Source organism: Streptomyces sp. NPDC003720, assembly GCF_042875075.1.
Lineage (GTDB): Bacteria > Actinomycetota > Actinomycetes > Streptomycetales > Streptomycetaceae > Streptomyces.
The window spans coordinates 436,010-450,318 of the sequence record NZ_JBIANZ010000004.1 but is presented as its reverse complement, the minus strand read 5'-3'; the positions used below and the strand labels follow the sequence as shown (position 1 = coordinate 450,318).

Sequence of the window (14,309 nt, the reverse complement as noted above, 5' to 3'; positions counted from 1 at the left end):
CCGCCCGGGCGCCCCCGGCCGCCGGGGCGCACCACCCGGCGCACGTCGACAACCTGTCGTGAAAAGCACGCGGCCAGGGAACAGGACGCCGATGTCGCGAGCGTGGCAGGGCCATCTACCCTCGGCCGCATGACCCCTCAGCCTGATCCCGAAGCCGGCGCCGCAGTGAAGGCCGCGGACCGCGCGCACGTCTTCCACTCCTGGTCCGCGCAGGACCTCATCGACCCGCTCGCCGTGGCCGGCGCCGAGGGGTCGTACTTCTGGGACTACGACGGCAAGCGGTACCTGGACTTCACCAGCGGGCTCGTCTACACCAACATCGGCTACCAGCACCCCAAGGTCGTCGCCGCGATACAGGAGCAGGCGGCGAGGATGACGACCTTCGCGCCCGCCTTCGCGATCGAGGCCCGCTCGGAGGCGGCCCGGCTGATCGCCGAGCGGACCCCCGGCGACCTGGACAAGATCTTCTTCACCAACGGCGGCGCGGACGCCGTCGAGCACGCGCTGCGCATGGCCCGGCTGCACACGGGCCGCCCGAAGGTGCTCTCGGCGTACCGCTCGTACCACGGCGGCACCCAGCAGGCGGTGAACGTCACCGGCGACCCGCGCCGCTGGCCCTCCGACAGCGGCAACGCCGGCGTCGTCCACTTCTGGGCGCCGTTCCTGTACCGCTCCCGCTTCTACGCGGAGACGGAGGAGCAGGAGACCGCGCGGGCCCTGGAGCACCTGGAGACGACGATCGCCTTCGAGGGGCCGGGCACGATCGCCGCGATCATCCTGGAGACCGTCCCCGGCACCGCCGGGATCATGCTGCCGCCGCCCGGCTACCTGGCCGGCGTCCGCGAGCTGTGCGACAAGTACGGCATCGTCTTCGTCCTGGACGAGGTCATGGCCGGGTTCGGGCGGACCGGCGAGTGGTTCGCCGCCGACCTGTACGGCGTGGTGCCGGACCTGATGACCTTCGCCAAGGGCGTGAACTCCGGGTACGTGCCGCTCGGCGGCGTCGCCATCTCCGCGGAGATCGCCGAGACCTTCGGCAAGCGGCCCTACCCCGGCGGTCTCACCTACTCCGGGCACCCGCTGGCCTGCGCCGCCGCCGTCGCCACGATCGGCGTGATGGCCGAGGAGGGCGTCGTCGACAACGCCCGGCGGCTCGGCGAGAGCGTGGTCGGCCCGGCCCTGGCCGAGCTGGCCGCGCGGCACCCGAGCGTGGGCGAGGTCCGCGGCACGGGCATGTTCTGGGCGCTGGAACTGGTGAAGAACCGGGAGACCCGCGAGCCGCTGGTGCCGTACAACGCGGCCGGCGAGGCGAACGCCCCGATGGCCGCCTTCGCGGCCGCCGCCAAGCGGAACGGCCTGTGGCCCTTCGTGAACATGAACCGCACCCACGTGGTGCCGCCGTGCAACGTGACCGAGGCCGAGCTGAAGGAGGGCCTCGCGGCCCTGGACACGGCGCTGGGCACGGCCGACGAGTACACCGAGTAGCCACTCCGCGGCTGCCGCCGGGACCATCCGAACGCGTAAGGTGACGTGCTCGTAAAGAATGGCGAGTACGTGCGAGTACGTCACCCTTACGCGTGAAGAGAGGCCCCGACCATGCCCGGCAACGTCTCCGTGACGCGCAGCACCCTGCGCCAGCAGATCGCGGACGCGCTGCGCGACGAGGTGCTGGCGGGCCGCCTCGCCCCGGGCCGGGCGTTCACCGTCAAGGAGATCGCCGACCAGTACGGGGTCTCGGCGACGCCGGTCCGCGAGGCGCTGGTCGACCTGTCCGCGCAGGGCATCCTGGAGGCCGACCAGCACCGGGGCTTCCGGGTCCCCGAGTACTCCCTCACCGACTACCGCAGCATGCTCGAGGCCCGCGGCCTGGTCACCGACGGGATGTTCCAGGCGCTGACCCACGACCACCCCGCCTTCGCCGACATGGACAGCCCGCGGACGGTCGCGGCGCTCGCCGCCGTGCGCCGCCGCGGCGAGGAGGCGCAGCGCGCCGCCGCGGCCGGCGACCTCGGCGTGCTGATCGGCTACGACCTGCGCTTCTGGCGCGAGCTGAGCGGCTTGTTCGGCAACCCCTACCTCGCCGACTTCCTGCACCGGCTGCGCGTGCAGTCGTGGGTGTGCGCGGTGCAGCACCTGCGCCGGCTGCCGGACGTCCGGGGCCGGCTGTGGGCCGGGCACACCGAACTCGTCGACGCGCTGGCCCGCCGCGAGGCCCGGGCCGCCCAGGAGATCGTCGCCGCCGCCAACGCCCACTCGCTGGCCCTGCTGGAACGGCTGCCGCCGGAATGACGCGGACGCGGGGACTCCACGGTGAGCGCCGGGTATGGGACCCGCACGACAGGGGCCGTGGCCGCCCCGCACCGACTACCCTTCCCTGACCACCCGCTGCCGTGCGTGAGACACGCGCCTGCCGATGCGAGGAGCTCTCTTTGGCCTGTGACCTGTGGCTGGTACCGCTCGTGGACGTGTTGTGCCACACCCCGGACAACCCGTTCGCCGAGGAACTCGCGCACTACAACGACGCGCTGGCCGCGGCCGGGCTCCCGCCGGTGCCGGTGTACCAGTACATGCCGGGCCTGTCCGGCGAGGTCGCCCCGGTGGCCGGCTTCGACTACGACGCGCTGCACTTCCTGCGGCGGGCCTACCTGCTCCAGGTCTGCGGGCTGCCGGTGACCCCGGTGGACGAACTCGGAGGCGACTACGAGCAGTTGCTGGAGATGTTCGAGTCGACGGCCCAGCAGTCCCACCTGGTGTGGCACTACGACCACGCGGGCGCGTACGTCCCCGTCGACTTCCCGCACCCGCTGTCCAACGACGAACTCCTGGCCGGCGGCGGCCCGCTGGGCTCCTCGCAGAGCCTGCTGCGCGAGCTGGAGCACGTGGCCCCGTCGATCGGCATCGACCCGGCCAACCCCCCGGCCGCGCCGGAGCCCCCCGCCGCCCCCACGGAGCTGGAGGAGCCGGCCGTCCCCGCGCCGTACGACCCCAGCCCCTTCGCCCGCGAACGGCACGTGTGGCTGGGCCTGCACGCGGCGGCGACCCGGTCGCTGGCCCAGGGCTCGATGATCGTGTTCAGCTGAGGATTCGCGTCGTCCCCGGGCCCGCGTCCCGCGCCCACCGGGGCGTGGGCCCCCGGGGACCGTCCGGGTCCCGGCCGCCGTCTGGAATGATCGCGGACCATGCAGCCCCTGGCCCACGACGACCCCTCGTCCATAGGCCCCTACCGCCTGATCGCCCGCCTCGGCGCCGGCGGCATGGGACGGGTCTACCTCGCACGGGAGGCCGGCGCCGGCGCCCACGCGGAGACTGTCGCCGTCAAGCTGATCCGCACCGACGCCGACGGGGAGGAGACGGAGTTCCGGCGGCGCTTCGGACGGGAGGTGGCGGCGGCCCGGCGGGTGAGCGGGGCATGGACGGCCCGGGTGCTCGACGCGGACACGGACGCCGAACAGCCCTGGGTGGCCACCGAGTACGTGCCCGGACCCACCCTGCGGGCCGTCGTGCGCGGCGACTTCGGAGCGCTGCCCTCCGCCTCCGCGCACGTGCTCGCCCACCGGCTGGCGCAGGCCCTGGACGCCATCCACGGCGCCGGGCTCGTCCACCGCGACCTCAAGCCGTCCAACATCCTGCTCACCGTCGACGGGCCGCGGGTCATCGACTTCGGGCTGGCCCACGCCCTGGACGGCACCGCCGACTCCACGCTCACCCGTACCGGGACCCTCGTCGGCACGCCCGAGTTCATGTCCCCGGAGCAGGTCAGGGGCGAGCGGGTCAGCCCGGCCGGCGACGTGTTCGGCCTGGGCGGGGTCCTGGCCTACGCGGCCACCGGCCGTTCGCCGTTCCAGCGCCGGGGCGGCGAGGGCGGGGTGCACGCGCTGCTGTTCCGCATCGCCTACGAGGAACCCGACCTGACCGGCGTGCCGGAGGCGATCGCGGATCTCGTCCGGCACTGCCTGGCCAAGCGGCCGGGCGACCGGCCGACGGTCCGCGAGCTGATCTCCCTGACCCGGCGCGCCCCCACCGGCGCCTGGCTGCCCGCGTCGCTGCTGGCCCGACTCGACCGGGTGGCGGCGCAGCCGTTGCCGGACACCCCGCGCCGCGAGGAGGCGGTCCCGGAGCCAACCGGCGGCCCGGACCTCCCGGAGTCACCCGGCCACCCGGAGTTCCAGGAGTTCCCGGAGTTCCCGGAGCTTCCCGACTCGCTCGACGACCTCCGGGACAGCGGGAGCCGGCGCGACCCGCTGGACGCCCCGGAGGCCGGTATCGCCCCGCCCCAGGTGGTGGCGGCGCCCGCGCCGTCCCTGACCGCTCGGGCCGGGCGGCGGGCGGCGGGCACGCTGCTGCCCGTCCTCGCCGTGCTGTCCGTGGTGACCGGCGGGTACTTCGTCCTGCCCGCACTGATGGCGGCGCCCTGGTCGGCACTGGGTGACGGGCCGCCCGAACGGGCGCCGGGCTACTACGTCTTCGACGGCTCCTGGAGCGTCACCGAGGAGGAGGACGCGCCGCTGTTCAGCATGCGGCTCAGCTTCGTGCGGGGCGCCCGCACGGGGCGGCCGGGCGCCACCGTCGTCGCCGCCTCCCGCGACAGGCTCTGCGCGGGCGTGGCGACGGTGCGGTCCCGGTCGGAGGAGAAGCTGGTGCTCGGCGGGTTCCGGATGCGCGAGATCGGGACGAACCGCAGCGGCGAGGGCGACTGCGGGGTGCCGGACACCATGCGGCTCGTCGCCGGCCAGAACCAGGAGATGTCCTGGGACAGCCGGGGCACGTCCTACGGCCTGAGGCGGGTCCCCGAGTCCACCTTCGTGGGGGACGCCCTGCGCGGCGACTGGTACACCGCGGACGGCGGACTCCGGATCAGGATCGACGACGGTGAGCGGAGCATGCTCGCCGTCCACGGCACCGACGAGCGCGGCGGGCGGCACTGCGAGTGGGAAGCGGCGCTCCTGGAGGCCCACCGGACCACGATCGCCACCACCGGCGCCCAGGTGATCCCGACCCGCTCGGACCCGTCGTGCCGGTCGGCGTCCGTCGCGTACGCCTACACCGTCCACGGCGCCGGCGCCGCCGCGACCCTCACCCGCCACTCCGACGCCGAGCGGACCACGCTGGCCCTGCGGCGCCGTCGCTGACCGGGGGCGCCTCGCGGTCCGGCCGGGCCGCGGGACGCCCCGTGAAAGGCGGAACGGCCGGGCGGGTCTCCCCGCGCCGGCCGTCCCGCCGGATCCCGGATCCCGGGAAACGGACGCCTAGAGGAATGAGTTGATCTCGATCGTCTCGGTCCGGCCCGGGCCCACGCCGATCGCGGAGATCGGGGCGCCGGACATCTCCTCCAGCGCCTTGACGTAGTTCTGGGCGTTCTTCGGCAGGTCGGAGAAGGACTTCGCCTTGGTGATGTCCTCGGACCAGCCGGGCAGGGTCTCGTAGACCGGCTTCGCGTGGTGGAAGTCGGACTGCGAGTAGGGCAGTTCCTCGACCCGCTTGCCGTCGATCTCGTAGGCCACGCAGACCGGGATCTGCTCCCAGCCGGTGAGGACGTCCAGCTTGGTGAGGAAGAAGTCGGTCAGGCCGTTGACCCGGGTCGCGTAGCGGGCGATGACCGCGTCGAACCAGCCGCAGCGGCGGTCGCGGCCGGTGGTCACGCCCCGCTCGCCGCCGATGCGGCGCAGCGCCTCGCCGTCCTCGTCCAGGAGCTCCGTCGGGAACGGGCCGGCGCCGACACGGGTCGTGTACGCCTTGAGGATGCCGATCACCCGGCTGATCTTCGTCGGGCCCACGCCGGCGCCCGTGCAGGCGCCGCCCGCGGTCGGGTTCGACGAGGTGACGAAGGGGTACGTGCCGTGGTCGATGTCCAGCAGCGTGCCCTGACCGCCCTCGAAGAGGACCACCTTGTCGTCCTCCAGCGCCTGGTTGAGGACCAGGACGGTGTCGGCGACGTACGGCTTGATCTGCTCGGCGTAGCCCAGCAGCTCCTCGACCACCTGGCCGGCGGCGATCGCGCGGCGGTTGTAGAGCTTGGTGAGGATCTGGTTCTTGGCGTCGAGCGCCGCCTCGACCTTCTGGGTCAGGATCGACTCGTCGTACAGGTCCTGGACCCGGATGCCCACGCGGTTGATCTTGTCCGCGTAGGTCGGGCCGATGCCGCGGCCGGTCGTGCCGATCTTGCGCTTGCCGAGGAAGCGTTCCGTCACCTTGTCGACGGTCACGTTGTACGGCGTGATGATGTGCGCGTTACCGCTGATCAGGAGCTTGGACGTGTCGACGCCACGCTCGTTCAGACCGCTCAGCTCGGAGAGCAGGACCGACGGGTCGACAACGACGCCGTTACCGATGACCGGCGTACAGCCGGGCGAGAGGATTCCGGAAGGGAGGAGGTGGAGTGCATACTTCTGGTCGCCGACGACGACCGTGTGGCCGGCGTTGTTGCCGCCCTGGTATCGCACTACATAGTCCACCGAGCCACCGAGCAGGTCGGTCGCCTTCCCCTTGCCTTCGTCACCCCACTGAGCACCGAGCAGCACAAGTGCGGGCACGCGCGTACACCCCTTCCGGGCGGGGCATGTCCATGGTCGGAGGCGTGGGCGTAAGGTGCACCGCCGCATACCCGCGACCGCCTTTGGTCGCACGACCGTCGGACCGGATGCCCCGGAATAGACGAAGCCCCTGGCGCAATAGCGCAAGGGGCTCTTGCACAAAGATGCTACCCGAGGAAGCGAGGCAGGACCGAGGTGGCGACTTTCGCGACGTCCGATCAGCTGCTGGTGATCATCGATCCGGCGGCACGGCAGGGGGACGGCGAGTCCGTTCGGATCGCGAAAGACGTGCTCAGCGCGGGTGCGACCACCAAGGTGTGTCTGCCGGAGGGCCCGGAGGAATTCGCCCGGGCACTGGGCCGACGGGGTTCCCGGCGGCCGGTCGTGATCGGTGACGACCGGGCGCTGGTGCGCGCGGTGACCCTGCTGCACCGGCACCGCGAGCTGACCGGGTGCGCGCTGGCCGTGGTGCCGGTCGGGGAGGCGGCGCTGGCGGAGTCGCTGGGCGTGCCGGCCGGGCCGGTGGCGGCGGCGCGGGCCGTGCTGGAGGGCGCCGAGCGGCGGCTCGACCTGCTGGTCGACGACAGCGACGGGGTGGTGCTGGGCACGCTGGGCATCCCGCCGGCGCGGGCGGCGGCCGCGAACCGGGGGGCCGGCGCCGAGGGGCACCCCTGGCTGCGTACGCGGTACCGCTCGCTGGTCCGCACGCTGGCCCAGCGCCCCGCCCGGCTGGACGCGGTGCCGGCGCCCGGTCCCGCCCGGCTGCGGGTGGAGGTCGACGGGGAGACCGTGGTGGACCTGGACCAGCCGGTGGAGGCGGTGTCGGTGACGCCGGGCGACAGCGGGACCGCCGCGGTGGAGGTGCGGCCACTGCCGGGCCCCGGCGCGCAGGCCTCGCCCCTGCTGGCCGCGGGGCGGACGGTGACGGTCGTGGGAGCGGACTTCCGCTACCGGGCGGACGCGGTGGTCTCGGGCCCCGTGCGCAGACGGACATGGACGGTACGCGAGGGAGCCTGGGGCCTGACTCTGCCGGTGCCGGGGTGATCCGGGGCAAGGGCGTCGCGTAAGGCCGGGGAAGGTCCGGCCCCAGGGAGCCGGGGCAGGTCTGACCCGGTTCAGATCCTGGGCGTCACCGGAAAACCCGACACGGTACGGACCCTGGGCGTCATGCGGAGCCGGACACGGTCCGAGACCCTGGGCGTCGGAGGGAGCCGGACACCAGGGCCCCGGGCGTCAAGCGGAGCCGGGGGCGGTCCAGGGCCGGGACGTCGCCCGGAGCCGGGGACGGCGCGGGCCCCTGGGCGTCACTGCGAGCCGAAGAGTTCTTCGCGGCGGGTGCGCCAGCGGAGCATCATCGCGGCGATCTCGGTGTCGACGAACTCGAAGAAGGCCAGCGTCTCGGCGAGCCGGCGCCCGGCCGGGGTGTCGGCGCCGAGGCTGTCCACGCCCTCCCGCAGGGCGTGCTCCCAGCGCTTGATGACGGCCTCGCGGCTGGTCAGGGCCTCGTACCACTGGTCGCCGTGCACCCGGTACCGCTCCCGGCGCGAGCCGGGTTCGCGCTCCCGCGAGACCATGTGCACCTGCGCCAGGTAGCGCACCGCGCCGGACACGGCCGCAGGGCTGATGCGCAACCGCTCGCCGAGCTCGGCCGAGGTCAGGGTGCCGGAGTCGGACGCGAGCAGCGCGGCGAAGACCCGGGCCGGCATCCGGGGCACGCCCGCCTCGACGAGCTGGGCCGCGAAGTGCTCCACGAAGCGGGAGACCGTCTCCGGGTCGCGTTCCGGCGCCGGGGAGGTCTGCCGGTCCGCCGCCCCGGGCCGTTCGGCCCTGTCCGCCCGTTCCGTCATCCCCGGATCATCTCCCCTGATCAGCACCGCCGTCGCACCCTCACGACACACTCCCGCAGTTTATACGGTTCCTTAACTTCACAAGTTTGTGAAAGAAGCGTACGTTGCGAAACATGACGAAGGCAATCACGGTCTCCGGGCTCCACAAGTCCTTCGGCCGTACGCACGCGCTGGACGGCCTGGACCTGGAGGTCGAGACCGGCGAGGTCCACGGCTTCCTCGGCCCGAACGGCTCGGGGAAGTCCACCACCATCCGCGTCCTGCTCGGCCTGCTGCGCGCCGACGCGGGCACAGCGCGGGTGCTGGGCCGCGACCCGTGGGCGGACGCGGTGGAGGTGCACCGCCGTATCGCCTACGTCCCCGGCGACGTGACCCTGTGGCGCAATCTGTCCGGCGGCGAGGTCATCGACCTCTACGGGCGGCTGCGCGGGGGCCTGGACCCGCGACGGCGCGCGGAGCTGACCGAGCGGTTCGAGCTGGACCCGACGAAGAAGGGCCGCACCTATTCCAAGGGCAACCGGCAGAAGGTCGCCCTGGTCGCGGCGTTCGCCTCGGACGTGGACCTGCTGATCCTGGACGAGCCGACCTCCGGCCTCGACCCGCTGATGGAGGAGGTCTTCCAGCGGTGCGTCGAGGAGGAGCGGGACCGGGGCCGGACCGTCCTGCTCTCCTCGCACATCCTCAGCGAGGTGGAGGAGCTGTGCGACCGGGTGAGCATCATCCGGGGCGGCCGCACCGTGGAGAGCGGTTCGCTGGCCGACCTGCGCCACCTCACCCGCACCAGCGTCAGCGCCGAACTCGCCGGCCCGCCGAACGGCCTTGCGGACCTGCCCGGCGTCCACGACCTCGACGTCCGGGGCCGGCGGGTGCGGCTCCAGGTCGACACCGACAAGCTGGACGGGGTGCTGCGGCAGCTCGGCGCGTCGGGCGTACGGTCGCTGACCTCGACGCCGCCCACCCTGGAGGAACTGTTCCTGCGGCACTACCAGGCCGAGCCTGCCGGACTCGACGACTCCGCCGCACGGAACGAGGTGGCGCGATGACCACCCTCGCGGTGCGGGCCTCCGGCCGGTCACGCCAACTGGCCGGCACCGGAACCCTGTTGCGCTTCGCGCTGCGCCGGGACCGGGTGAGCACCCCGGTCTGGGTCGCGGTCAACGCCCTCATGGTCCTCTCCATGCCGGGCACCCTGCGGAGCCTGTACGGCACCACCGCCGAACGCGTCGGCCTGGTGACCCAGCTGGAGACCAACGCCTCGTTCCGGGCGCTGATCGGCCCGGTCTTCGACACCTCGGTCGGCGCCCTGACCGCCTGGCGGGTGGGTGTGTACGCCGCCGCGCTCGGCGCCGCGATGAGCATGCTGATCGTCGTACGGCACACCCGGGACGAGGAGGAGAGCGGCCGGCAGGAACTGGTGGCGTCCGGGGCGGTGGGCCGCCGGGCCCCCCTCACGGCGGCGCTGCTGGCGGCGGCCGTCGCCGACGCGGCCCTGGCGCTGCTGGTCACGGCGGGCCTGGCCGGGCAGGGGGCGGGCGGCGCGCTGGCCTTCGGCCTCGGTCTCGCCGGCGTCGGCATGGTCTTCGCCACCCTTGCGGCGATCGTCGCCCAGCTCACCGAGAGCGCCCGCCTCGCCCGGGGCCTGACGGCGGCCCTCCTCGGGGCGGCGTTCGTGCTGCGCGCGGCGGGCGACTCGGCGGCCGACGACGGTTCCTCGCCGCTGACCTGGCTGTCCCCGCTGGGCTGGCTGGAGAACCTGCGGTCCTTCGCGGACGAACGCTGGTGGGTGCTCGCGCTGTTCGCGGCGGCGGTGGCCGCGCAGGCGGCGGTGGCGTACGCGCTCGCCGGGCGCCGGGACACCGGCATGAGCTTCCTGCCCACCCGGCCGGGCCCGGCCGCCGGCCGCCTCGGCACGGCGGGCGCGCTGGCCCGGCGGCTGCAGCGGGGCGGTGTGCTCGGCTGGTCGGCCGGCTTCTTCCTCGCCGGGGTCGTGTACGGCGGTCTCACCGACGGCGCGGCCGGCCTGGTCCGCGACAACGACAGCGCCCGGCGGATCTTCGAGCGGATGGGCGGCCACAGCGGCCTCACGGAGGCGTTCCTGGCGTCGATGACCGGCATGCTCGGCCTGATCGCGGCCCTGTTCGCGGTGGCCTCGGTGCTGCGCCTGCACGGTGAGGAGACCTCGGGCCGGGCGGAACCGGTGCTGGCGTGCGCGGTGGGACGGCTGCGCTGGGCGGCGGGGCATCTGACGATCGCCTTCGGCGGCTCCGCCCTGATCATGACCCTGGCGGGCCTGGGCTTCGCCGTCGGCTACGGCAAGGAGGTCGTGCCGGTGCTGGGCGCCTGCCTGGTGCAGCTCCCGGCGGTGTGGGTGATCGGCGGGGTCGCGGTGCTGCTGTACGGCGCGGCCCCGCGGCTCGCGCCGGCCGCCTGGGGGGTCGCGGTGGCGGTCCTGCTGATCGGCTGGGTGGGCCCGGCCCTGGACGCCCCGCGGATCGTCCTGGACCTCTCCCCCTTCGGCCACCTGCCGAAGCTGCCGGGCGGGGGCATGGAGTGGGGCCCGGTGCTCACCCTCACGGCTCTGGCGGCGGCACTGACCGCGACGGGCCTGGAGGCCCTGCGACGCCGGGACCTGGCGGGCTGAGCGGCACCAGCCTCACCTCACCTCCACGTTCAGCCCCTCCAGCCCCCGGATGACGAAGTTCGGCCTGCGGCGCGGCTCTTCCGCCAGGGTCAGGGTGGGCGCCTGCTCCAGCAGGGCCGTCATGGAGGCGGCCAGCTCGATGCGGGCCAGGGGGGCGCCGATGCAGTAGTGGATGCCCGCGCTGAAGGAGATGTGCGGGTTTTCCCGGCGGGTGAGGTCGAGGCGGTCCGGGTCGGTGAAGACGGCCGGGTCGTGGTTGGCGGAGCCGAAGAGCATGGCGATCTCCGCACCCCTGGGGATCACCGTCCCGGCGATCTCGACGTCGTCCAGCACCCAGCGCTCGAAGAGCTGGAGCGGGGTGTCGTAGCGCATCAGCTCCTCGATCGCGGACGGGACGAGGGACTGGTCGGCGCGCAGGGCCGCCAGCTGGCCGGGGTTGCGGAACAGGGCCCACCAGCCGTTCACCGTGGCGTTGACCGTGGCCTCGTGGCCGGCGTTGAGCAGCAGCACCGCCGTGGAGATCATCTCCTGCTCGGTCAGCCGGTCGCCCTCGTCGTGCGCCGCGATCAGGCCCGAGATCAGGTCCTCGCCGGGCCGCTCGCGGCGGTCCGCGATCAGCTCCGCGAGGTACGCGGAGAACTCCTGCGAGGCCCGGACCGCGTTCGCCGCCGTCTCCTCGGACGGGTTCAGCTCGTACATCCCGCAGATGGCCGCCGACCAGGGCCGCAGGCTCGCCCGGTCCGCCTCCGGGACGCCCAGCATCTCGGCGATCACCGCCACCGGCAGCGGCTCCGCCACGTCCGTGAGCAGATCTCCGCCGCCCGCCTCGACCAGGCGCGCCACCAGGTCGTTCGCCAGGCCGCGCACATACGGCCGCAGCCGCTCCACCGTGCGCGGGGTGAACGCCTTGGACACCAGGCGCCGGATCCGGGTGTGGTCCGGCGGCTCCAGGTCGAGCATGCCGTGGTCGTTGAGGACGTGGAACGGCTCGTGCTCCGCCGGGGGCGCGGTCCGGCCGAACTCCTCGTGGGAGAAGCGGTGCTGGTAGGTGCGGCCCAGGCGGCGGTCGCGCAGCAGCGCGGAGACGTCCGCGTGGTGCGGTACGAGCCACTGGTCGGTCGGTTCGTACCGGAACACCCGGCCGCGCGCCCGCAGATCGGCGTAGGCCGGGTACGGGTCGGCGAGGAACCCGGGGTCCCAGGGGTCGAAGGCGAGATCCGCGGCAGTGGCCATGGAGGGACGCTAGCCCGGCTCAGCCCGGTGTGACCAGCCTCGCCTCGTACGCGAACACCGCGGCCTGGGTGCGGTCCCGCAGGCCCAGTTTCACCAGGATGCGGCTCACATGGGTCTTGATCGTCGACTCGGCCACCACCAGCCGCCCGGCGATCTCCGCGTTCGACAGGCCCTGCGCGATCAGGACCAGCACCTCCGTCTCCCGCTCCGTCAGCTCCCCGTACGCCGCCTGCGCCGACGGCATCAGCCGCGGGGCGTCCGCGAGCCGGGAGAACTCGGTGATCAGCCGCCGGGTCACCGAGGGCGCGAGCAGCGCCTCACCGGAGGCCACCACCCGTACACCGTCCGCCAGTTGGCGGGCCGAGGCGTCCTTGAGCAGGAAGCCGGAGGCCCCCGCGCGCAGCGCCTGGTACACGTACTCGTCCAGGTCGAACGTGGTCAGCACCAGCACCTTCGCCGCCCCGTCGGCGGCGACGATCTCCCGGGTGGCCTCGATGCCGTTCAGCTCGGGCATGCGGATGTCCATCAGCACCACGTCGGGGGCGAGTTCACGCACCCGCTCGACCGCCTCCCGGCCGTTGACGGCCTCGCCGACGACCTCGATGTCCGGCATCGCGTTCAGCAGGACCGAGAAGCCCTCGCGCACCATCATCTGGTCGTCCGCGATCAGCACGCGGATCGTCATGCCCCACCCTCGATCGCGATGTCCGCCGGCACCGGCAGGAACACCGTCACCTCGTAGCCCCCGTCGGCCGTCGGGCCCGCCGTCATCTCGCCGCTCAGCATGGTGACACGCTCCCGCATGCCGGTGATGCCGTGCCCGGCCCCGGGGGAGGGCTTCACCAGGCCGGGGGCGGGCGGCGGGCCGTTGACCACGCGCAGGCCCAGGCCGCCGAGCACGTACCCGATCTCCACCCGGGCGCCGGCGCCCGGCGCGTGCCGCAGGGCGTTGCTCAGCGCCTCCTGCACGATCCGGTACGCCGACAGCTCGACGCCCTGGGGCAGTTCGCGCACCGCGCCGGTCACCGCCTTCTCCACGTCGAGACCGGTCTCCCGCACGTTGGCCAGCAGCCGGTCCAGGTCCGCGAGGGTGGGCTGCGGGGCGTCCGGCGCCTCGTAGTCCTCCGCGCGGACCACCCCGAGGACCCGGCGCAGCTCGGTCAGCGCCGCCACCGCGTTCTCCCGGATGGTGGCGAACGCCTTCTCCAGCTCCTCCGGCGGGTTCTGCACCCGGTACGGCGCGGCCTCCGCCTGGATGGCGACCACCGACATGTGGTGCGCGACCACGTCGTGCAGTTCCCGGGCGATGGTCGTGCGCTCCTCCAGCAGGGTGCGCCGGGAGCGCTCCGCCGCGGTCACCGTCCGCTCCTCCGTCACCTCGCGCTGGGCCTGCCGGCGGATGTGCCGCACGGTGACCGCCAGCAGGATCAGCGCCGACAGGATCAGCATCGGCGCCACGTCGGTGTCGTAGTGGCTCCAGCCGAGGAGGGTGTCGGTCAGGAAGCCGTAGACCGCGGTGAGCACCCACATCCAGGCCGCCGTGCGCGGGCGGGTGCGTATCGCCACCACCGTGAGCACCACCAGGTGCGAGACGAAGCTGCCCGGTCCCCACGGCCAGTCCATGCCGGTCGCCCCGCCGATCACGGAGAGGACCGTGGTCGCGGCGAGGGAGAACCAGAAGGCGCCCACCGGACGCACCAGGGTCAGCAGCACCGGTCCCAGCGCCAGCAGCCCGCACAGCAGCGACACCGGGCCGGAGCCGCTCGTGGCCGCCAGCCCGATCAGCATCGCCAGCCCGCCGAGGCCGACGACGACGGCGTGCGGTGTCCAGCCCGAGTACCGCGTCGGGCGGCCGGAGCGGCCGACGGCCCTGGTCCGGGGCAGCGGGCGGTAGGCGAAGGCGTCGTCGAACAGGTCCTGCCGCAGGCCGCGCAGGGCGTCCCCGGCGAACTCGCGCTCGGGGCTGCGCGGCCGCTCGGCTCCACCGGCCGGGGTCGTCTGCGTGTGCGTCGTCTCGGTCACGTGGGCAACGGTAGGCCGCGCCGGGTCCGCGGTCGT

General features: G+C 73.7%; 12 protein-coding genes. 7 read left to right on the top strand and 5 right to left on the bottom strand.

Annotation, left to right across the window (positions count from 1 at the left end; genetic code table 11):
• Nucleotides 1–129 precede the first annotated feature (129 nt).
• The 4 genes from ACFYU0_RS13805 (at nucleotide 130) to ACFYU0_RS13790 (ending at nucleotide 5,129) form a co-directional block, all read left to right on the top strand.
• Nucleotides 130–1,485 (top strand): aspartate aminotransferase family protein, encoded by a 1,356-nt coding sequence (locus ACFYU0_RS13805; protein WP_389300640.1) that lies wholly within the window; start codon nucleotides 130–132, stop codon nucleotides 1,483–1,485.
• 111 nt (nucleotides 1,486–1,596) lie between these two features.
• Nucleotides 1,597–2,289, top strand: a complete 693-nt coding sequence (locus ACFYU0_RS13800; RefSeq protein ID WP_351667465.1) for a GntR family transcriptional regulator — start codon at nucleotides 1,597–1,599, stop codon at nucleotides 2,287–2,289.
• Nucleotides 2,290–2,429: 140 nt separating this feature from the next.
• Nucleotides 2,430–3,080 carry a hypothetical protein gene (locus ACFYU0_RS13795; protein WP_143629802.1) on the top strand — a complete coding sequence of 217 codons (651 nt, stop codon included), beginning with the start codon at nucleotides 2,430–2,432 and terminating at the stop codon, nucleotides 3,078–3,080.
• Nucleotides 3,081–3,179: 99 nt separating this feature from the next.
• Nucleotides 3,180–5,129 (top strand): protein kinase, encoded by a 1,950-nt coding sequence (locus tag ACFYU0_RS13790; protein ID WP_389300636.1) that lies wholly within the window; start codon nucleotides 3,180–3,182, stop codon nucleotides 5,127–5,129.
• 117 nt (nucleotides 5,130–5,246) lie between these two features.
• On the opposite strand, the gene ACFYU0_RS13785 is transcribed toward ACFYU0_RS13790, so the two are convergent.
• The gene (locus tag ACFYU0_RS13785) at nucleotides 5,247–6,530 is read right to left on the bottom strand and encodes an adenylosuccinate synthase (protein ID WP_351667468.1); all 1,284 of its coding nucleotides are present in this window, start codon (nucleotides 6,528–6,530) and stop codon (nucleotides 5,247–5,249) included.
• A 195-nt stretch (nucleotides 6,531–6,725) separates the two neighbouring features.
• Here ACFYU0_RS13785 and ACFYU0_RS13780 point away from each other — a divergent pair, with 195 nt between their 5' ends.
• Nucleotides 6,726–7,574, top strand: a complete 849-nt coding sequence (locus ACFYU0_RS13780) for a diacylglycerol kinase (RefSeq protein ID WP_351667469.1) — start codon at nucleotides 6,726–6,728, stop codon at nucleotides 7,572–7,574.
• Between the two features lie 260 nt (nucleotides 7,575–7,834).
• Here the strand turns inward: ACFYU0_RS13780 and ACFYU0_RS13775 are convergent, their stop codons facing one another.
• Nucleotides 7,835–8,377: a GbsR/MarR family transcriptional regulator gene (locus ACFYU0_RS13775; RefSeq protein WP_389300632.1), complete on the bottom strand. Its 543-nt coding sequence runs from the start codon at nucleotides 8,375–8,377 to the stop codon at nucleotides 7,835–7,837.
• 113 nt (nucleotides 8,378–8,490) lie between these two features.
• Between ACFYU0_RS13775 and ACFYU0_RS13770 the strand changes: the two genes are divergently transcribed.
• Entirely contained in the window at nucleotides 8,491–9,420 is a 930-nt protein-coding gene (locus ACFYU0_RS13770) for an ATP-binding cassette domain-containing protein (protein WP_389300629.1), read from the top strand.
• Nucleotides 9,417–11,018 (top strand): ABC transporter permease, encoded by a 1,602-nt coding sequence (locus ACFYU0_RS13765; RefSeq protein ID WP_389300626.1) that lies wholly within the window; start codon nucleotides 9,417–9,419, stop codon nucleotides 11,016–11,018. Before ACFYU0_RS13770 ends, ACFYU0_RS13765 begins: the two co-directional genes overlap by 4 nt.
• A 12-nt stretch (nucleotides 11,019–11,030) precedes the next feature.
• Here the strand turns inward: ACFYU0_RS13765 and ACFYU0_RS13760 are convergent, their stop codons facing one another.
• From ACFYU0_RS13760 to ACFYU0_RS13750, 3 genes are read right to left on the bottom strand one after another with little or no spacing between them, the layout of a single operon-like run.
• Nucleotides 11,031–12,251 carry a cytochrome P450 gene (locus ACFYU0_RS13760; protein ID WP_389300624.1) on the bottom strand — a complete coding sequence of 407 codons (1,221 nt, stop codon included), beginning with the start codon at nucleotides 12,249–12,251 and terminating at the stop codon, nucleotides 11,031–11,033.
• A 19-nt stretch (nucleotides 12,252–12,270) separates the two neighbouring features.
• Nucleotides 12,271–12,936: a response regulator gene (locus ACFYU0_RS13755; RefSeq protein ID WP_389300621.1), complete on the bottom strand. Its 666-nt coding sequence runs from the start codon at nucleotides 12,934–12,936 to the stop codon at nucleotides 12,271–12,273.
• Nucleotides 12,933–14,273 (bottom strand): histidine kinase, encoded by a 1,341-nt coding sequence (locus ACFYU0_RS13750; RefSeq protein ID WP_389300617.1) that lies wholly within the window; start codon nucleotides 14,271–14,273, stop codon nucleotides 12,933–12,935. The genes ACFYU0_RS13755 and ACFYU0_RS13750 overlap by 4 nt, the downstream gene beginning before the upstream one ends.
• Nucleotides 14,274–14,309 lie beyond the last annotated feature (36 nt).

Excerpts from the sequence above, each read along its gene's own strand:
- ACFYU0_RS13755 (WP_389300621.1), bottom strand. The coding sequence starts at position 12,936 with ATGACGATCCGCGTGCTGATCGCGGACGACCAGATGATGGTGCGCGAG.
- ACFYU0_RS13805 (WP_389300640.1), top strand. The coding sequence starts at position 130 with ATGACCCCTCAGCCTGATCCCGAAGCCGGCGCCGCAGTGAAGGCCGCG.
- ACFYU0_RS13770 (WP_389300629.1), top strand. The coding sequence starts at position 8,491 with ATGACGAAGGCAATCACGGTCTCCGGGCTCCACAAGTCCTTCGGCCGT.
- ACFYU0_RS13790 (WP_389300636.1), top strand. The coding sequence starts at position 3,180 with ATGCAGCCCCTGGCCCACGACGACCCCTCGTCCATAGGCCCCTACCGC.
- ACFYU0_RS13760 (WP_389300624.1), bottom strand. The coding sequence starts at position 12,251 with ATGGCCACTGCCGCGGATCTCGCCTTCGACCCCTGGGACCCCGGGTTC.
- ACFYU0_RS13765 (WP_389300626.1), top strand. The coding sequence starts at position 9,417 with ATGACCACCCTCGCGGTGCGGGCCTCCGGCCGGTCACGCCAACTGGCC.
- ACFYU0_RS13800 (WP_351667465.1), top strand. The coding sequence starts at position 1,597 with ATGCCCGGCAACGTCTCCGTGACGCGCAGCACCCTGCGCCAGCAGATC.
- ACFYU0_RS13775 (WP_389300632.1), bottom strand. The coding sequence starts at position 8,377 with ATGACGGAACGGGCGGACAGGGCCGAACGGCCCGGGGCGGCGGACCGG.